This window comes from Candidatus Amarolinea aalborgensis (assembly GCF_900491745.1).
Taxonomy (GTDB): domain Bacteria; phylum Chloroflexota; class Anaerolineae; order SSC4; family Amarolineaceae; genus Amarolinea; species Amarolinea aalborgensis.
This window is the reverse complement of the sequence record NZ_UETR01000036.1, coordinates 1-18,990: the sequence shown is the minus strand read 5'-3', so window position 1 is coordinate 18,990 and position 18,990 is coordinate 1. Positions and strand designations below refer to the sequence as shown.

19 protein-coding genes and 1 tRNA gene are annotated in these 18,990 nt (G+C 59.5%); 17 read left to right on the top strand and 3 right to left on the bottom strand.

Annotated features, from left to right (window positions below; translation table 11 throughout):
* Positions 1–11 precede the first annotated feature (11 nt).
* From ACPQ6D_RS20790 to ACPQ6D_RS20745, 10 genes are all read left to right on the top strand, one after another.
* A complete protein-coding gene (locus tag ACPQ6D_RS20790) occupies positions 12–1,418 on the top strand; it encodes an MBL fold metallo-hydrolase RNA specificity domain-containing protein (RefSeq protein ID WP_423226268.1) in 1,407 nt (468 codons plus the stop codon).
* A gap of 49 nt (positions 1,419–1,467) precedes the next feature.
* Positions 1,468–4,743 (top strand): penicillin-binding protein, encoded by a 3,276-nt coding sequence (locus ACPQ6D_RS20785; RefSeq protein ID WP_423226267.1) that lies wholly within the window; start codon positions 1,468–1,470, stop codon positions 4,741–4,743.
* Positions 4,740–5,501, top strand: a complete 762-nt coding sequence (gene surE, locus ACPQ6D_RS20780; protein WP_423226266.1) for a 5'/3'-nucleotidase SurE — start codon at positions 4,740–4,742, stop codon at positions 5,499–5,501. The genes ACPQ6D_RS20785 and surE overlap by 4 nt, the downstream gene beginning before the upstream one ends.
* Before the next feature lie 52 nt (positions 5,502–5,553).
* Positions 5,554–6,468, top strand: coding sequence for a branched-chain amino acid transaminase (locus ACPQ6D_RS20775; protein ID WP_423226265.1), 915 nt, complete (start codon positions 5,554–5,556; stop codon positions 6,466–6,468).
* 6 nt (positions 6,469–6,474) lie between these two features.
* Positions 6,475–7,383, top strand: a complete 909-nt coding sequence (locus tag ACPQ6D_RS20770) for a DUF1648 domain-containing protein (protein ID WP_423226264.1) — start codon at positions 6,475–6,477, stop codon at positions 7,381–7,383.
* Between the two features lie 50 nt (positions 7,384–7,433).
* Positions 7,434–8,204 (top strand): dolichyl-phosphate beta-glucosyltransferase, encoded by a 771-nt coding sequence (locus ACPQ6D_RS20765; RefSeq protein ID WP_423226263.1) that lies wholly within the window; start codon positions 7,434–7,436, stop codon positions 8,202–8,204.
* Positions 8,205–8,299: 95 nt separating this feature from the next.
* A complete protein-coding gene (locus ACPQ6D_RS20760) occupies positions 8,300–9,298 on the top strand; it encodes an ABC transporter ATP-binding protein (protein WP_423226262.1) in 999 nt (332 codons plus the stop codon).
* Positions 9,299–9,305: 7 nt separating this feature from the next.
* A complete protein-coding gene (locus ACPQ6D_RS20755) occupies positions 9,306–10,130 on the top strand; it encodes an ABC transporter permease (protein ID WP_423226261.1) in 825 nt (274 codons plus the stop codon).
* 4 nt (positions 10,131–10,134) lie between these two features.
* On the top strand, positions 10,135–10,974 hold the full coding sequence (locus ACPQ6D_RS20750) for an ABC transporter permease (RefSeq protein WP_423226260.1): 840 nt from the start codon (positions 10,135–10,137) through the stop codon (positions 10,972–10,974).
* A 155-nt stretch (positions 10,975–11,129) separates the two neighbouring features.
* Positions 11,130–12,098, top strand: a complete 969-nt coding sequence (locus ACPQ6D_RS20745) for a DUF4351 domain-containing protein (RefSeq protein WP_423226259.1) — start codon at positions 11,130–11,132, stop codon at positions 12,096–12,098.
* Between the two features lie 8 nt (positions 12,099–12,106).
* Here the strand turns inward: ACPQ6D_RS20745 and ACPQ6D_RS20740 are convergent, their stop codons facing one another.
* The 3 genes from ACPQ6D_RS20740 to fni form a co-directional block, all read right to left on the bottom strand.
* Positions 12,107–12,661 (bottom strand): hypothetical protein, encoded by a 555-nt coding sequence (locus ACPQ6D_RS20740; protein WP_423226258.1) that lies wholly within the window; start codon positions 12,659–12,661, stop codon positions 12,107–12,109.
* 43 nt (positions 12,662–12,704) lie between these two features.
* Positions 12,705–13,739: a polyprenyl synthetase family protein gene (locus tag ACPQ6D_RS20735; RefSeq protein WP_423226257.1), complete on the bottom strand. Its 1,035-nt coding sequence runs from the start codon at positions 13,737–13,739 to the stop codon at positions 12,705–12,707.
* Positions 13,740–13,806: 67 nt separating this feature from the next.
* Positions 13,807–14,850 (bottom strand): type 2 isopentenyl-diphosphate Delta-isomerase, encoded by a 1,044-nt coding sequence (gene fni / locus ACPQ6D_RS20730; protein ID WP_423226256.1) that lies wholly within the window; start codon positions 14,848–14,850, stop codon positions 13,807–13,809.
* Between the two features lie 237 nt (positions 14,851–15,087).
* Here fni and ACPQ6D_RS20725 point away from each other — a divergent pair, with 237 nt between their 5' ends.
* The 7 genes from ACPQ6D_RS20725 to ACPQ6D_RS20695 all read left to right on the top strand — a co-directional run.
* Entirely contained in the window at positions 15,088–15,324 is a 237-nt protein-coding gene (locus tag ACPQ6D_RS20725; RefSeq protein WP_423226255.1) for an acyl carrier protein, read from the top strand.
* 179 nt (positions 15,325–15,503) lie between these two features.
* Positions 15,504–16,121, top strand: coding sequence for a molybdenum cofactor guanylyltransferase (gene mobA / locus ACPQ6D_RS20720; protein ID WP_423226254.1), 618 nt, complete (start codon positions 15,504–15,506; stop codon positions 16,119–16,121).
* Complete coding sequence (locus ACPQ6D_RS20715) at positions 16,088–16,462, top strand: MGMT family protein (protein ID WP_423226253.1); 375 nt, start codon at positions 16,088–16,090, stop codon at positions 16,460–16,462. Before mobA ends, ACPQ6D_RS20715 begins: the two co-directional genes overlap by 34 nt.
* Positions 16,463–16,601: 139 nt before the next feature.
* Positions 16,602–17,414: a carbon-nitrogen hydrolase family protein gene (locus tag ACPQ6D_RS20710; protein WP_423226252.1), complete on the top strand. Its 813-nt coding sequence runs from the start codon at positions 16,602–16,604 to the stop codon at positions 17,412–17,414.
* A gap of 85 nt (positions 17,415–17,499) precedes the next feature.
* Complete coding sequence (ltaE, locus tag ACPQ6D_RS20705; protein WP_423226251.1) at positions 17,500–18,534, top strand: low-specificity L-threonine aldolase; 1,035 nt, start codon at positions 17,500–17,502, stop codon at positions 18,532–18,534.
* A gap of 111 nt (positions 18,535–18,645) precedes the next feature.
* A tRNA-Asp gene (locus tag ACPQ6D_RS20700) sits at positions 18,646–18,718 on the top strand.
* Between the two features lie 65 nt (positions 18,719–18,783).
* The coding region (locus tag ACPQ6D_RS20695) for an alpha-amylase family glycosyl hydrolase (protein WP_423226250.1) at positions 18,784–18,990 on the top strand (207 nt) is incomplete at its 3' end.

Below are 18,990 nucleotides of genomic sequence, written 5' to 3'. Positions count from 1 at the left end.
AAGGATTCCCAATGCAAGTAACATTTCATGGCGCCGCACAAACGGTGACTGGCTCCATGCATCTGGTTGAGGTGAACGGTCAGCGGCTTCTGTTGGACTGCGGTTTGTATCAAGGCCCACGCGCGGAAACGTACGCGCGCAATCTACATTTTCCATTCGACCCGGCGACGATTGATGCGGTGATTCTATCACATGCGCACATTGATCACGCGGGCAATCTGCCTAACCTGGTCAAGCAAGGTTTTCACGGCGCGATTTGGGCCACACCGGCGACGCGCGACCTATCTGTGGCCATGCTGCAAGACAGCGGCCATATCCAGGAAAGCGACGTGGAGTTTCTCAACAAACGCCGCGCGCGCCAAGGCGAGCCGCCGGTTGAGCCGCTTTACACCCGCGCGGATGCCCTGGCTTCGTTGAAGTACTTCATGACGGCGGATTATGAGCGCCCTACCCAGGTGCTCCCCGGCGTGACCTTCACATTTTTCGATGCCGGCCACATTCTCGGTTCAGCTATGGTGCAGTTGGATTGCCAGGAAGCCGAACGCTCGACACGCCTGGTCTTTTCCGGCGACATTGGTCGCAAGGGTCTGGCTATTCTCCGCGATCCAACCCTGTTGCCCGCGGCTGATTACGTGATTATGGAAAGCACCTACGGCGATCGGCTGCACGAGACGCCGGTTGAGGCCCAGGATCACCTGGCCTCCATTATTAAACAGACGTTTCGTCGGCGCGGCAAGGTGATTGTGCCCGCGTTTGCGGTTGGACGCACGCAGGAATTGGTCTACGCGCTGTATGAGTTGACCGAAGAGGCGGAGATTCCCAATCTGCCCGTTTATATTGACAGCCCGCTGGCAACGAACATCACAGAAGTTTTCCGGCTGCACCCAGAGTGTTACGACGCGGAAACGCGGCAGCTGCTCGATCAGGCTGAAGGGCGCGGCGGCCCGTTTGGATTCAAGAACCTGCGCTACGTGCGCGACGTCAAGGACTCGAAGGCGCTCAATTTCCTGCGCGAGTCGGCGATTATCATCAGCGCATCGGGCATGGCGGAAACCGGCCGCATTTTGCACCACCTCCGCAACAGCATTGGCGATGCCAGCAACACGATTCTCTTTGTGGGCTTTCAGGCCGAAAACACGCTTGGGCGGCGCTTGTTGGATGGCGTCTCGCCTGTGCGCATTTTTGGTGAAATGCACACGGTGCGCGCGGCCATTGAACGTATCGAGGGCTACAGCGCCCATGGCGACCGCCATGACCTGCTGGCCTGGGTAGATCACATGGATCATGCGCGTTTGCGCCAGGTTTTTCTGGTGCATGGTGAACCAGAGTCAGCCAACGCCTTGGCTGACGGCATCCGCGGCTTGGGCATTACCAACGTGGTGGCGCCGACCCTGCACGAACATTTCGACCTGGCGTAGGCAACGAATCGCCGCGGAACCGGGCGCCGTCGCTGTGCGTTACACGAACATGACAAATCGAACACAACAGATCATCCTTTGGCGCCAGAAAAAGCGCCGGCACGAACGTCACAAGCCGCGGCCCTGGCGTTGGCTCTTCCAACTTAGCCTGAGCGGAGCGGCGATTTTCTTTCTGGTCTTTGGCGGCGGCGTGTTGACGGCTGCGGCCGCCGCGGCCGGCGTCTACGTCTACTTTGCGCAGAACTTGCCTGACGCCGCCGCGATCGAGACCGAACAGGAAGACTTCGCCACAGTCAAGATCTTCGACCGCACCGGCCAGCACTTGCTGTATGAATCCATTGACCCGCGACCATTCCGCGGCGACCGCACTTATCTCCCTCTCAACGAGATATCCCCCTGGCTGGTGAAGGCCACCATTGCCCTGGAAGACCGCAGCTTCTATGAGAACCCTGGCGTCAACTTGCGCGGGTTGGGGCGCGCTTTTGTCTCCAATCTGCAAGGCAACTCGGTGCAGGGCGCCAGTTCGATTACGCAGCAGTTGGTCAAGAACGTGCTGATCCCACCCCAGGAGCGCATGCAGCGCAGCTACACGCGCAAAATCAAAGAAGCGATCATGGCGATCGAGGTCACGCGGCGCTACTCGAAGGACCAAATCCTGGAATGGTACCTGAACTACAACTTCTACGGCAATGCTGCGTACGGCGTTGAAGCCGCGGCGCGCATTTACTTCGATAAGTCCGCTGCCGATGTCACCCTGGCCGAGGCCGCCATGCTGAGCGCCCTGCCCCAGTATCCCGGCTTGAACCCCATTCAAGCGCCTGAAGATGCCTATCGCCGCCAGCGCAAAGTGCTGGATGCAATGGCCGAGGCCGGTTACATCACCGCGGCTGACGCTGAAGCAGCCAAAGCGTACGCGGATACGAAGCCGCTGCCGGTGCGTCAACGCGCAAACGAGCGCTTCGAGTATCTCGATGCGCCGCATTTTGCGCTCTATGTGCTGGATCAGCTACGTCGCGATTTCAACACAGCCGACGATCCCTATTTTATCTGGCGCAACGGCCTACAGGTCTACACCACGCTCGACCTCGACCTGCAAAAAAAGGCGGAAGAAGTCGCTCGCGCCCAAGTGGAAAAGGTGCGTGAGAAGAACAATGTGCACAACGCCTCCGTGGTGGCGGTGCGACCGACCACAGGCGAGATCATGGCCATGGTGGGCAGCCTGGACTACAACAATAAGGATATTGACGGCGAAGTCAATGTCGCCATCTCCAATCGCCAGCCAGGCTCTTCGTTCAAGCTCTTCACCTACCTGACTGCCTTGCAGCAGGGTTACACCCCGGCCAGTATGATCGTGGATGTGCGCACTGTTTTCCCCGATGCGGAGGCGCCCTATGTGCCAGAGAATTACGACCGCAAATATCATGGCCCGCAGTTCTTGCGTGATGCGCTGGCGCGCTCATACAACATCCCCGCCGTATGGATGCTGAGCAAGGTTGGCGTGAAGAACGTGATCAATACCGCGCACAAGATGGGCATCTCCACCCTGCGTGACGACTATTACGGCCTGGCCCTGACCCTGGGCGGCGGCGAAGTCAAGCTGCTGGATATGGTGTACGCGTTCAGTGTGTTAGCCAACAACGGCGTGATGGCGGGGCAGCGCGTGCCCGAAGATCGCCAGACCGAAGGTTTTCGCACCCTGGATCCGGTTTCCATCTTGCAGGTGCGCGACAAAAACGGGCTGATCATCTACGAATACAAAGAGCCCAAGCTGGAGCAGGTTGTTTCTCCGCAGGTCGCGTACGTGATGTCCAACATTCTTTCTGATACGGCCGCGCGTTGGGCGGCATTTGGTCGCCCCAACGACCTGGAAATTCCCGATCGCACGGTTGCAGCCAAGACAGGCACCACCAACAACTGGCGTGACAACTGGACAGTGGGCTATACGCCCCAACTGGCCGTCGGCGTCTGGGTGGGCAATACCGACAACGAACCGATGGACAAGATTACCGGCTTGACCGGCGCGGCGCCTATCTGGAATCAAGTCATGCGCGCGGGCTTAGGCAACTCACCGAATGTGCCTTTCCCACAACCCAACGGCATCGTGAAAATGACGGTCTGCTATCCGTCTGGCTTGCTGCCGACGGCGGAATGTCAACAGAAGCGCACCGAGGTGTTTATCGAAGGCACCCAGCCAAAGACCTATGACACGGTTTGGCGGTCGTTTGAGATCAACCGCGAGACAGGCAAACTATCCACGCCCTACACGCCGCCTGAATTGATTCAGCGCCGCGTCTATCAGATTTTGCCGCCAGAAGCGGCCGACTGGGTGGCAGAAAACGGCATTCCACAGCCGCCTAAGGAGTACGACACCGCTTATGGACAAGGGCCGGTCAACGACGAAGTGGCGATCGTAACACCTGGCAATTACAGCTATGTCAAAGGCCTGGTGCCGCTGATTGGCAACGCCCGCGCGGGCGATTTCCGCAACTACCGCGTTGAGTTTGGCGAAGGACTCAATCCCGGCGCGTGGACGCAGATTGGGCCGGAACATGGCGATCAGAAGCAGAATGACACCCTGGAAATATGGGACACAAGCGCACTCGATGGTCTGTATACCGTGCGGCTGAGCGTGACCGAAGGCAGCGGCAATGTACGCACAGCCGTTACGCAGGTGACGGTGGACAACACAGCCCCGCGGGCCGAGATCGAGCACCCCTTCAACGGCAAGCTGTACGTGATGGAAGATGATGAATGGGTCAGTATCACAGCGAACGCGCGCGACAACTGGTCCATGGATCGGGTTGATTTCTATGTGGACAAGCAGAAGGTCGGCTCCAGCACGGTGGCGCCTTTCAATGCGAAATGGACGATCAAGATGCTCAATCTGAAGCCGGTGCCAGGTTCAGCGCCGGTCATGGGCACAGAGGTCATCACCAACAGCGACGGCACCACGACGACGCGGGAAATAGTGGTTAGCCAGGTTGTGGTTGATCCGCAAGGGCGCATCATCCAGCGTTTCTACAATGGGATGAGCGCCATTGTGGCCGGCGGCAAGTATACAGAGACGCACCAAATCTACATCGAAGCCTTTGATTCTGCAGGCAACAGCACCAAGACCGATCCTGTGACCATCCTGGTGACTCACAAAGAAAAAAAGGCGACCGCGGCTCCCTTGACCTGGCTTGCACCGATGACGCTGACCGCAGCGGACGCGAGACCGGCGCCGATGAATTCCGGCCGCCTGAGTCTGCCGATTTCCTGGCTGCGCCCAGTTGACGTCAATCCTGACTTGGCCGATAATAGGCGCCCCAGAGGCAGGACGTGAAACGGATCCTAATTACCAACGACGACGGCGTCCAATCCCCCGGGCTGTTGGCGCTGAAGCAGGCCCTGGCGCCGCTGGCTGACATTACCATTTTTGCCCCGGATCGCAACTGGAGCGCGGCCGGTCACACGAAGACGATGCATAAGCCGCTGCGGGTCAGCCAGGTGACGCTGGCCGATGGCACGCCGGCCTTTGCCACCACAGGCGCGCCGTCTGACTGCGTGAGCCTGGCGTTGCTCGGGCTCATTCCGCAGCCCCCCGATCTCGTTGTCTCTGGTATCAATCAAGGCGCCAACATGGGGCATGATATTACCTATTCGGGCACGGTGGCCGGAGCCATGGAAGCTGTCGTGGCCGGCCTCCCGGCGATTTCGGTGTCGGTGGAATGGAGCGAGGCCATTGATTATGGGCCGGCGGCGGAGGCCACGGCCAAGTTGGTGCGCCAGGTCTTTGCGCGCGGACTCCCCGTCAACAGCTTCTTGAACGTCAATGCGCCGGCGCTGCCGCGCGACGCCATCCGCGGTTTGAGGCGCACCCGCTTGGGGCGCCGCGTCTACCGCGACAAGCTGATTGAGCGCCATGATCCACGCGGACGACCGTACTACTGGATTGGCGGCGATCCACCTGGCGGCATCCCTGACGAAGCCGGCGACACCGACATCGGCGCGCTGGCGCTCGGTTTCATTTCGGTCACGCCGCTGACTATGGACATGACTGACCAGGGCTTGCTGGCGGCGCTGGCGGCGTGGCAGATGTAAAGCCAGCCTATCGGGAAAAACGTACAGGCATGAAGATTGGTAGGAGACTCGAATGACAAAATATGCTTTTTTTGAGGGTGCTATTGTACCGATAGAGCAGGCCACGGTCAGCGTCATGACGCACGCCCTGCACTACGGCACGGCCTGTTTTGGCGGGATTCGCGGCTATTGGAATGAGAAGCACCAGAACCTGTATGTCTTCCGCATTCGCGACCATTTCGAGCGCTTCTTGATGTCCACGCGGCTGCTGCTGATGAAGTTGCCTTTCACGCCTGACGATTTGGTGAATATCACGCTCGACCTGGCGCGGCGCGAGGCGATGCATCACGACATTTATATCCGGCCCCTGGCCTACAAGGCGGAGAAGATCATCGGCGTGCGTCTGCACGATCTGCGCGACGAGGTGACGATTTACGCGGTGCCTTTCGGCCGCTATATCGAATCGGAAGAAGGCGCTCGCGTTTGTACTTCGTCTTGGCGACGCGTGGATGACACGGCGATTCCAGCGCGCGGCAAACTGGCCGGCGCGTATGTCAACTCGGCGTTCATCAAGAGCGAGGCCATGATGAACGGCTTTGACGAGGCCATTGTGCTCAACCCCGACGGCCATGTGTCAGAAGGCAGCGCGGAGAACATTTTCATCATCCGCAACCGCACCTTGATCACACCCCCTGTCAGCGACAACATCCTGGAGGGCATCACACGGCGCACGTTGATGGATCTGGCTACGGCTCAACTGGGCCTGCAGGTGGTCGAGCGCAGCATTGACCGCACTGAACTGTATGTGGCCGATGAGGCTTTCTTCTGCGGCACCGGCGTCCAGGTGGCGGCCATTGCCTCCGTGGATCGGCGTCCGATCGGCGCGGGCAAGATGGGACCGATCACAACCGAACTGCGTGACCTCTATTTCGAGGTTGTGCGCGGCAACGTGCCACAGTATTGCGACTGGTGTACACCGGTCTTTTGAGGCGGCATGAGCTTTAAGTCTGCCTCTACACCCGATGCGTGGCGCGGGGTGCTCGCCTGTGTTGGGGTCATGCTCCTGGCCGTTCTGCTGCTGCGCTGGATGACTGCACTCCCCATCTCGGGGTGGGTCTTTCTACTGGGATTGCTGGGCCTGGCGTGCCTACCCGTTCTGGCCTACCTGGGTTACCGGACGTGGAGTACCCTGTCGTTGGAATACTGGGTGGAGCGCGACGCAGTGACAGTTGCCTGGGGCTCTTTGCGAGAAGTCATCCCGCTGGGGACCATTCTGCGTATTCAGCGCGGTGGATTTGCCGCGGTGAAGGGGCGTTGGTGGGAATGGCCGAACCCGTATCTGGTGCGCGGGGATGTCAGCGCGGTGGGCCATATTATCAGTCTGGCAACGGGGCCGGCCGCAAAGCAGGTCGTTCTCTTCATTGAACAGCATGACAAAGAACACACCTACACCGTCGGTTATGCCTTGTCGCCTGCCGCGCCCGAGGCTTTCATCCAGGCGATTCAAGAACGCTATGAACTGGGACCCAATCGCTTGCGCAGCGTGGGGCGCGAGGCGCCCGGCATCTGGCAGTGGGACATCTGGCGGGATCGCATCGGTTTGGGCATCGTGGCGGTGACATTGATTCTAAACCTGGCGCTCTTTGGCTATTTGTGCATCCGTTTTCCCAGCCTGCCGGCCAGTCTCCCGCTGCACTTCGACGCGCTGGGCCAGCCAGATCGTTTTGGCGCGCCGGCATCCCTATTTGTGCTACCCCTCATCGGACTTGGGGCTTTGATCGTGAACGGCGTGTGGGGCGGTTTTCTCTACCCGCGTCAACGCCCTGGCGCGTATCTGCTCTGGGCCGGCGCTTTGTCTGTTCAGTTTCTTGTTGGTTTTGCCCTGGTGAATCTTGTTCGTTAGGGGGCCAGGAACGACTGGAGCCTGCGTAAGAAATGGTGACACAATCCGCCATGTCGCATCAATTGTCTGAAAATACTATCGCGCATGGTGCGCCGGCCAACGGCCCCGCGCCGCTGTTGACGATCGTTGTCCCGGCGTACAATGAAGAATCGCGCCTGCCGGCTTCGCTGCTCAAGATTGACGATTTCCTGCGTCAACAACCCTACACAGCCGAAGTGTTGGTGGTCGAAAACGGCAGCCGTGACGACACGAGTGGTGTGGTCAATCGCTTTCGCGCCGATCATCCCTACGTGCGCCTGCTTCATTCGGCCAAAGGGAAGGGCACAGCTGTGCGCGAGGGCATGTTGGCGGCTGCCGGGGAACATGCTCTGATCTGTGATGCTGACCTGGCCATGCCGATCGGCGAAACCGCCAAGCTCCTCAAGGCCGTGCAGAACGGTTTTGACGTCGCGATCGCCTCACGCGAAGGCGACGGCGCGGTGCGTTACAATGAGCCATACTATCGCCATCTCATGGGGCGCGTGTTCAACGCTATCGTGCGCAGCCTGGCCATTCCTGGCTTGCAAGACACACAGTGCGGATTCAAGATGTTCAACCGCACTGTCGCGCGCGATGTCTTCACCCGCCAAACCATGGGGGGATGGGCTTTCGATGTAGAAGTATTGGCGATTGCCTTACGCCGCGGTTACAAAGTGGCCGAGGTGCCGATTCATTGGTACTTCATGACCGAAAGCAAGATCAATCCCCTGCGCGACACGATTTCGATGGTGCGCGAGGTGTTCAAGGTGCGCCAAAATGTGCGCCGCGGACTGTACGATTAGCTCATCATTGTTCTCCGATCAATACACCTCTCAGACCTGGGATGCCTTACCAACTTCCGAGGCATCACCTTCTTCCACCGAGGCCGATTACGCTTATGATTGAGGTCAAAGACCTAACCAAGATATACCGCGTCAACCAAAAAGATCCCGGCGTGAGAGGGGCGGTCAAAGCCCTTTTTCGACCGCAGCACCAGGATAAGATCGCGGTGGATCATATCAGCTTCCGCGTGGCCCCAGGCGAAGTAGTCGGTTACATTGGCGTCAACGGCGCGGGCAAATCCACAACCATCAAGATGTTAACCGGCATCCTGGCCGCGACGAGCGGCGAAGTGCGTGTGCTTGGGCGTGATCCGCATCGCCAGCGTGTGGCTAATGCGCGCGACATCGGCGTTGTTTTTGGGCAGCGCAGCCAATTGTGGTGGGACCTGGCGCTGATCGAATCGCTCAACCTGATTGGTCAGATCTACCGCGTAGAACCTGCCCGTTTCCAGCAGCGCCTGGCGCAGTTCTCTGACATCCTCGAGCTCAAGTCTCTGCTTCAGGTGCCGATCCGCAACATGTCCCTGGGTCAGAAGATGCGGGCAGAGCTGGCCGCCACACTGATCCATGACCCCCAGATCGTTTACCTCGACGAGCCGACCATCGGTCTGGACTTGATCGTCAAAGAGCGTATCCGCGAGTTCATCCGGCAACAGAATCGGGAAAACGGCGCCACGGTGATATTGACCACGCATGACCTGGGCGACATTGAGCAATTGTGCCAGCGCGTCATTATCATTGATAACGGTAAGCTGATCTATGACGGGCCGCTGAGCACGATCAGGGATCGCTTTGGCAAGTTCCGGGCAATTACGTTTGAGATGGCTGCTGACGTGGGGCCGCTGGTCATGCCACCGGGAACCGAGGTGATGCCCGCGCCGGCTGAGGACGTGACGGATGCGCGCAGGCTGGTGTTGCGCTTCGACCGTACGCACACCACCGCCAGTCAGGTGGCCGCGGCCATCATGAATCAGGCCGAGGTGATAGATTTTTCCCTGGCAGAGCCAGATTTGTCCAGCATCATCAAGCAGATTTACAACGGCGCGTTGGACTGACCTGCCCATGCTCAAATCCACCTGGCAGTCTCTGAAATCAACATGGAAGGTTTACGGCGCCTTAGCCGCCATGGAACCGAAGCTCTTCCTGGCTTATCGCATCTGGGTCTGGATGGAGTTCATCGTGCAAATCGTCGCCATGACGACGTTTGTCTACTTCTGGCGTGCGGTGTATCAAAATACCAGTACGCTCAGCGGCCTTAGTCTGACGCAAACCCTCAACTACGTACTCCTGGCGCAGATTCTGGCGCCGGTCATTGGCACGCGCCTCATCTTTGCCATGGGCTATGGCATGCGTGAAGGCATGATCGGCATCGAGCTGCTGCGCCCTGTGGACTTTCAGGCGCGCTACTATGTTGAAGCGCTGACCGATGTCGTGGTAGCATCCATTACCAAGGTGCCCCTGGTGCTGCTGGCCGTGCTCCTCTTTGGGCTGCACCTGCCAGCCGACATGCTGACCTGGGGCGCATTTGCCGTGTCGCTCTTCCTCGGTTTTACGGTGATCTTCTTTTTTGACTGGATTCTGGCGTGCCTGGCCTTCTACACGACAGAAGTGTGGGGATGGAGTGTGCTGCGCTATGGCTTTGGTCTCTTTTTCAGCGGCGCGCTGGTGCCGCTCGACATGATGCCAGACTGGTTGCGCACGCTGACCAGTGCGCTCCCCTTTGTCCAGTCGCTCTACGTGCCTGTATCGCTGCTCAGCGGCATCACGCCTGTCAGTGAGGCGCCGCGGCTGTGGCTGGTGCAGCTCGTCTGGCTGGTGTGCATGGCGCTTGCTTCACGCCTGGTCTTTCGTCGCGCCGTACGCGCCGTCACGGTGCAGGGAGGATGAGCCGATGCTGAATTCAACGCGCAGAATCTTGGCTGGAGAGTCGTTGGTGGGAGAAATGGGGCGGTATGTGCGGCTGTACGGATTGTTTCTGAAGCAGCGGCTGAAGATCCTGCTGGAGTACCGCGTAAATTTCTTGATTGGCGCTTCGTCCACGGTGTCGGAGCAAGCGGCCGGCCTGCTCATGGTGTGGGTGGTGATGCGCCAGATTCCCAACCTGGTGGGGTGGAGTTTTTACGAAATTCTGCTCATCTACGGTCTCGTGGTGCTGGCAAAGTCTATCAACCATATGTTTGCAGATAACCTGTGGACCATCGGGCACGACTATATTCGCAGCGGTGGTTTTGACCGCTTCTTGGTGCGACCGATCAATCCTCTCTTCCATCTGCTGGCTGATCGCTTTTGTCACGATGGCGTCGGCAATTTCATCGTAGGCCTGGCGCTGACCGTGACGGCGCTGCGCACACTGGAAATTGCGTTGACGCCGCTCACTGCGCTTTACCTGGTGGTTGTGGTGCTCAGCGGCGGCGCCATTTTCATCGCCTTGAACCTCATCACCTGCACGAGCGCTTTTTGGATTGTTGAATCGGTGCCGGTGACGCGCATGGTGTTCGAGTTGCACGAGTTTGCTAAGTTCCCGTTAACCATCTACCAGCGCGGCATCGGTCTGCTGCTAACCTGGTTGATTCCATATGGTTTTGCTTCGTACTACCCGGCCTCGTATCTGCTTGGCCGAGACCCCAGCCTCATCGCCTGGATCAGTCCATTGGTGGCCGCCGTCCTACTCGTCATCGCCTATCGGGTCTGGCTGTTCGGATTGAGCCACTACGCGGGTACGGGATCGTAACGGCAGCTTCTCCAATGCTTCGCTTGTGGTCGTCCTAAGCTTCGAAACGGCCGTTGACAGGTCCGTAAGTGCATTTGCAGGATTGACGAACCTCCTCAATCGTTTTATACTTCCTCTGTCAACCTGGCGCGCACACCAACCACCCGAGGGGGATCATGCCCAAAGCAGCAGATATTGGCGGCAAACGCCTGATCAGCCTGGCGCCAGACGCCTGGGCGCAGTGGGTCACGCAGCGCAGCGATGTCGTGGCACGCGAAGTGGTCACGAGCGAGTTTCAGTGGATCAACCGTGCGAGCGATGTATTGATGCGCTGCTTCAGTCCTGAACACGGCGAGTTCCTACAATTGACGGAACTGCAGATACGGTACAAGCCGCGCCTGCCCCGGCGCATGCGCGCCTACGCCGGGCTGGCAGAAGAGGCGTTCGATCTGCCGGTTTTTCCGGTCCTAATCAACATCTTGCCGTCGAAACGCGGCAGCCAGGTGGCTGAGCGCTACGAATCCGAATTCATGGGATTGCATGCGCGGCAGGATTACCGGGTCATCAACCTGTGGACGGTTGATGCCAACATGGTCTTGCAGCGTCCCTTGCCCACGCTGCTGCCGTTTGCCCCCGTGCTCAAGGGAGGCGACCAACAGCCGGTTGTCGTCCGCGCGTTGGACATGTTACGTCAGGATGAGAAACTGAGCGACCTCGAACCACTGCTGGCTTTCTTCGCCAGTTTCGTGTTCGACATCCCAGTAGTGCAGCAGATCATGAGGTGGGATATGAGCGTCTTGCGCGAGTCGCCCTGGTATCAGGAAATCCTGGAGCAGGGTTTGGCCGAAGGTATGGAAAAAGGCATAGAAAAAGGTATGGAAAAAGGCATGCAGCAAGGCATTCGGCAGGGGATGCAGCAAGGCATGCAGCAAGGCATGCAGCAGGGGATGCAGCAGGGGGCCTTGCGCCAACTACTGCGCTTGTTGCGGGCGCGTTTCCAAATCACGCCGCCGACCATCCAAATCAGGTTACAGCAGCTCGATACGGATCAACTTGAACAGCTCGTAGATGTTGCGTTGGCCGTCGGGTCACTGGATGAGTTCATGCTGCAGATACCAGCAATGCCCGGTAATGGCAAGCACTAGGTGCAAGGCTACTGGGTGGCAGCTACGTTGATATTTACGGAAGACCCGCCTCCCTGCTGCGGGAAGGCGATGAGTTGAACCGTGGTGTTGCCCTTAAGCCAGCCCGCAATCGGCGTTACGCTCGTAGCTTCCGCGCCGGACAGCAGGGTCCAACCATCGCTGCCGAAGAAGTCACGGTAGAACTTGATGACCTCTTCTGGCTTCATCTGCGTTTTGAAAGCCGCGCCGCCGGCAACGCTGGCGCACTCGCTCGCATCCTGCGGCAGCGGAAAAATCAGGCTGTTATTCGCACACTTGAGCAAATCAGGTATGACTTGTGCGGCCGCGGCTGGTGCAGCCTTTGTTGGCGCAGGGGTAGCAGATGCCGTGCAGCCCAGCAGGAGAAGAGAAAGAATCAGGGCGGCCAGGGCCGCATTGGATTTATACATAACGTTCCTCGCCAGGTGGATTTCACCTTTTACATTTTTTACGTTGTTTCGTGATGGATCACTCGATCGTTGACAGGTAGGTTGCGCAACGCCAACGGTGTTGATGCTGGCGAGCGCATGGGCGATGCGGAGCACACACATCCTTGCCCTTATGGCCGCACGGGTCTTCACTACAGCATTACGTCTGGCGGTCGAGCAAGCCCAGAGCCAGATCGCGCAGAAGATCGCCGGCCGGCAGTACAAGATCGGCTTCGTGCAAAGCCTGTAAAGCGGCCATGCTGTAGGTTTCGACCAACGACGCCGCGTAGGGACGCGCGCCGGCGGCCGCCAGCCGATCCAACACCGCAGGCACCTCGTCAGCCGTGAAGCGCGCGTGCGCATAGAGTTCACGCAAGGCAGCACCCTGTGTGCCATTGAGCGCGTAGAGCACGGGCAGCGATTTCTTGCGCGCCAGAATGTCGCTGGCTGCTGACTTGCCGGTCATCTGTTCATCGCCCCAAATGCCCAGGATGTCATCCTGAATTTGAAAAGCCAGCCCAAGCGATTCGCCAAATTGCCGCAAGGCTGCCAACTGCGCCGGTTGTGCGCCGCCCAGGCTGGCGCCTATTTCCACACTGGCTGCCAGCAGCGCCGCAGTCTTGCCGCGAATCATCAGCAGGTATTCGTCTGTCGTCACGTTGGCGCGAGTTTCGAAATCCATGTCCAGGTGCTGGCCTTCGGTGAGGGCAATGCAGGCGTGCACGAAACGCTGCATGGCGTCAATGACCTGGTCTGGCGCCGCGGCCGGCGCCAGATCAAGCAGCGTGCGGAATGCGTGGGCAAAGAGGGCATCGCCCACGTTAATGGCCTGCGGTTGGCCCCACAGCGCCCACACGGTAGGGCGATGGCGCCGCGTAGGGCTGTTGTCCTCCACGTCATCGTGCACCAGCGAGAAATTGTGCAGCATCTCCAGCGCCGCGGCGGCAGGCAGAACTGTCGCCGGATCGCCTCCAACGGCTGCGCAGCTCAACAAGCAGAGCAGAGGGCGTATGCCTTTGCCCGTTTTGGCCTGCGCAGGGCGGAACTCCTCATCTAGCCAGCCCAGGTGATAGCGCATCATGGCATAGTGCGTCCCCTCGGCCAGTTGCGGCGACGCCAACGCCTGGCGCATCGTCTGTTCGACGCGTGGAAGGTAGGCGGCGGCAAAGTTAGACAAAGCGGAAAAAGAAAGCATAAGATTTCGCTTCTCCTAGCAAAGACGGGCGTCCCGGCCGTTGCTTATACACGGCAGTCGCATCCTCTCAAACCACGCGCTGTAATCGGCCTGGCTGGCGTAGATCGTCAACGCTGCCGGCCCCGCTGCAGAACATGCCGATGCGAATTTCTTCAACCAGGGTGTCAATCGTGTCCAGGACGGCCTCGGTTGAGACATCCGCCGCTTTGAGGAATGGGCCAGCCAGGCCTACGGCATCTGCGCCCAGGGCCACGCACTTGAGCACATCCAGCCCTGTGCGAATGCCGCCGCTGGCGATGAGAGGTACACCCAGTCGCGCGGCATGACATTCGGCCAGGGCCACGGCGGTAGGCAAGCCCCAATCCGCAAAGGCGCGAGCCAAGCGGCGCAGGCGATCGGTGGGCGCCCGATAAAGCTCCACCTGACTCCAGGAGGTGCCACCCGCGCCCGCTACGTCAATCGCGGCGACGCCGGCTTCAACCAGGCGGCGCGCCAGGTCGCCGCCGATGCCCCAGCCGACCTCTTTGGCAATCACCGGCACTGATAGTTGACGGCAAACCTGTGCAATTTTTGCCAGCAAGCCTGACCAATCCCAGTTTCCATCGGCCTGCAGCGCCTCTTGCAGCGGGTTCAGGTGCAAAATGAGCGCATCGGCTTCGATCATTTCCACCGCGCGGCGGCAGTGCTCCACCGTATAACCGTAATTGAGCTGCACCGCGCCCAGGTTCGCCAGCAGCAGGATATCCGGCGCCACATGACGCACCTGAAATGTCCAGGCTGTCTCCGGCGCCTCGATGGCCGTGCGCTGAGAACCGAGGCCCATGGCCAGGCCGCGGGCCTGCGCAGCCTCAGCCAGGCGCTGATTGATCTGATAAGCGCGATCCGTACCGCCGGTCATGGACGAAATCAGGATCGGCGCGGTCAAGCGTTTGCCCAAGAGCTGATGCTGCGGATCAACGGCGTCCAAATTGAGTTCCGGCAGCGCCTTGTGGTGAAAGCGGTAAGCTTCAAGCCCAGTGGTCAGGTTGGGAAAATTGACATCCTCTTCCAGGTTGATACGAATGTGATCGGCCTTGCGCTCCTTATGGGGTTGGCCGTGTTCTACCTGCATGGCGTGTCTGCGTCCTTCCGTAACTTTACTGCTGATCTGGTGTTCAAGACGTGTGGTGATCATAGTTCGTCACCATCTTACCAAGCGGCTATGGGCTTGTCAAGTGCCTGAATTGACAGTGCCTATCAACCCTGCTAGAATAGTTCAAAGCTCAAATCGAGAAGTCCCTGGTGCACCATCAAGTCATCATGGGCATGCACGGCATACAAGAACTCATTAGAAGGAAGGAATTTTCACGTGAACGACACTTATGAACGAATCAAGGCTATCATTGTGGAACAACTCGGGGTGGACGCGGAGCGCGTCACCATGGAAGCTAGTTTCCGTAAGGACCTTGAGGCCGACTCGCTCGACTTGGTTGAGTTGATCATGGCCTTCGAAGAGGAATTCGGCGGCGAGATCACCGACGAAGAAGCCCAGAAAATCACGACTGTGGGCGAAGCCGTTAAGTTTATGGACGAACACCCCCAGTAAGGACTGCGCACAGCAGGGCAGACCGGGATTGCCTGGCAATCTCCGGTTTTTTATGCCCCTTCTCCAACGCCTGACAAAGGCCCGCTGACAACGGGAAGTGGCTTGCTCTGGGCTCTCACGCCTGGGACAGCGCCGCCGGCCAACCAGTCAAGCGGGTTTTTGTTTGTGATCGGCTGACCATGGCAGGCATCTCTGCAATCATCCTGGCCGGCGGTGAAAGCCGGCGCATGGGCGCGAACAAGGCGCTGCTTTCATTAGATGGCCAGCCGCTCATTGCCCGCACGGCCGCTTCTTTGCGTTTGCTCGCGGATGAGCTCATTGTCGTTACCAACACTCCGGAGACATACCACTTTCTAGTGTCCGATTTTCATGCGACATTGACACCCGATGCCTTCCCCACACGCAGCGCCCTGGTGGGACTTTACTCTGGAATGCAGGCAGCCCGCGGCGACCTGGCGCTGGCTGTGGCATGCGATATGCCCTTTCTCAACCCCGCGCTGCTCCGCTTTATGCTGTCCCTGGCGCAGACGGGATACGATGTGGTGGCGCCGCAGGTGGACAACCAGTGGGAACCGCTCCATGCGGTCTACCGGCCAGCCACCTGTACACCAGCTGTGGAGCGCCATCTACTGGCCGGCGACAGACGCATGATCTCGTTTTACCCAGAGGTCCAGGTGCGCCTGGTGACGGCTGCGGAGGTGACTGAGTTTGACCCGGATCGCCTCTCGTTTGTCAATGTCAACACGCCCGAGGAGTGGGAGCAATGGCGAATGTTTTTGAGCGCGTCAAAGCCTTGACCCGGCTCATTCCCCGTGGGCGTGCGGTCACCTACGGGCAAGTGGCGGCCTGGATGGGAGAACCACGCGCCGCGCGCACGGTGGGGTGGGCGCTGCACGGCCTGACCCACGACGAGGCCGCCGGCGTCGTGCCCTGGCAGCGGGTGGTGGGCAAGGCTGGCCCGCACCATGCCCGTGTCACCACCACCTGCGAAACGCACAGCGCCGGACTCCAGCGCCAGCTCCTGGAGGAAGAAGGTGTGGAGTTTGACCTGTATGATCGCATTGACCTGACCCGGTTTGGCTGGGATGGGCCTGAATGGCCGGTCATTGAACAAATCTTGAAGACGCCGGGCGATTGAAGCCGCAGCAAGCGGCGTAAAGTCGGTCTGCGCTAACTGGCGGTCGCAGGTTGCGCCAATGGCGCCAGCCTTGCGCCGCAACTCACTGTATTACGGATATAGATCGCCCAGATTACGTTATGAAGGAGATGACGATTCCATGCGCGAAATTACGATTGCCGTGGTGCAATTCCAGCCGACGTTGAATGAACCGGATGAGAACATCCGTCGCATGTCCGATTTCATCAACAAAATCTGCACCGAACAGCCGGTAGACCTGGTGGTCTTTCCAGAGCTGACGACGACCGGCCACGAGTGTGGCCTCCGCTTCACGGACTACGCGGAAACCGTGCCTGGCCCTACCGTCAGCCGCCTGGCAAAGGATGCCTCTCAATACAACACGCACCTCGTCTTCGGCATGGTGTCCAAGGCCAAAGTCGAGAGTGTCCTCTACAACACGGCCGTGGTCATCGGGCCGGACGGCGAACTGATCGGCAGCTATGGCAAGGTTCACCTCAAGGGTGAAGAGCGACTGGCCTTCCGTAATGGCTTCCGCTTCCCCGTCTTTGAAACGGAATGGGGCAACCTCGGCGTGCTGGTGGGTTGGGACATGGCCTTCCCCGAAGCGGCGCGCAGCCTGGCCCTGGATGGCGCGGATGTGGTGGCCGTATGCGCCAACTGGGAAGTGCCGCACCAGGACGAATGGCGCGCCTACTGCGTGGCCCGCGCGTGTGAGAATTCGGTTTTCATTGCGGCCGCCAATCGGGTAGGCGAAGAACCGAGCTACCAATTCTTCGGCGATTCGATGGTGCTCAGCCCGCGCGGTGAACGCTACACCGGCCTGGAAGACAACGCTGAAGGTTACGGCATTGCGCGCATCAACCTTGACCTGGTGCGCCAGGCCCGCGAAGAGCATCAACTCTTCCAATGCCGTCAGCCGCTGGCGTACCGGAACGTGGTGCGGAAGTATTAACGTAAAAGCGCAAAGTGCAGAGTGCAAAGCGCGGATGGCGCCTTGCGGAATGAGCAGTTCAGAATTCATCGTTCAGAGTTGAGAGATGCGAATCATTGATTTACGTTCGGATACGGTGACGCGACCGACGCCGGCGATGCGCGCGGCGATGGCGGCCGCCGAGGTGGGCGACGATGTGCTGGGCGATGACCCGACCGTGCAGCAGTTGGAGGCCATTGCCGCCGCGCGGCTGGGCAAAGAAGCAGCCCTCTTTGTCGCCAGCGGCCACATGGGCAACCTGGTGGCGCTGTTGACGCATGGCGGCCGCGGGGATGAGATCATCGTCGGCGACCAGGCCCACATCTTCTACTACGAACAGGGCAGCGCCGCCGTCGTGGGCGGTCTGCACCCGCGTACGGTGCCCAATCAGCCCGATGGCACGCTCGATCTCAATCACATCGAAGCGGCCATTCGCGGCGATGATGTGCATTTTCCGCGCACGCGCCTGATCTGTCTGGAAAATACGCACAACCGCTGCGGCGGCGCCGTGCTCGACCCGGCTTATCTCCAGGCGGTGGGCGCGCTGGCGCGGAGCTATAATCTCAAGCTGCATGTGGATGGCGCCCGACTATTCAACGCCGCGGTCGCGTTGGGCGTGGATGTCAAGGAGTTGGCCGCGGATGCCGATTCAGTCTCTTTCTGCCTCTCTAAAGGACTGGCCGCGCCGATTGGCTCGCTCCTGTGCGGCTCGCGGCCCTTCATCCAGCAGGCGCGCCGCAATCGCAAGCTGCTGGGCGGCGGCATGCGTCAGGTTGGCGTGATCGCCGCGGCGGGCATCATTGCCCTGGAGCAGATGGTCGAGCGGCTGGCGGAAGATCATGATCACGCGCAACGCCTGGCCGTTGGCCTCAACCAAATTCCGGGCCTGCAGGCTGATCCAGCCCGCACCCGCACCAATATCGTTATGTTCGAGCTGGTGCGCCCTGACCTGACCCCGGCGCAGCTGGCGGCCGCGCTGGACGCGGTGGGCGTACGCCTGTTTCCCGCAGGGGGCCGACGGCTGCGCGCCGTCACCCATTATGAAATTAGTGCCAACGATATTGGCGAGGCGTTGCAGCGCATTGCCCGCGTGATGGCCTGACGTGAGGGTTTCGCACCCGACTAGCTCATCCGTCTTGGGCTTAAAAATTTGACGAAAGCCGCGCCGCATGGTAAGATGCTCCCGTCCGGTTGGCAAAGCTCAACCTGACGGGGGGGCGTGGTGTAGCGGTTAACATGTCGGCCTGTCAAGCCGAAGACCGCGGGTTCAAATCCCGTCGCTCCCGCTCCAAAGACTCTTGCAGGTTTCTCCGCAAGAGTCTTTTGTTTTCTACAACATGAGGCTACCCAAATGAACAAGACGTGGTGGAAAGAAAGCGTCGTCTACCAGATTTATCCGCGTAGTTTCTGTGACAGCAACGGCGACGGCATCGGCGACCTGCGCGGGATTATCAGTAAGCTCGATTATCTGCAGACGCTTGGCGTTGATGTGGTTTGGTTGTCGCCCGTTTACAAATCGCCCAACGACGACAACGGCTACGACATCAGCGACTACCAG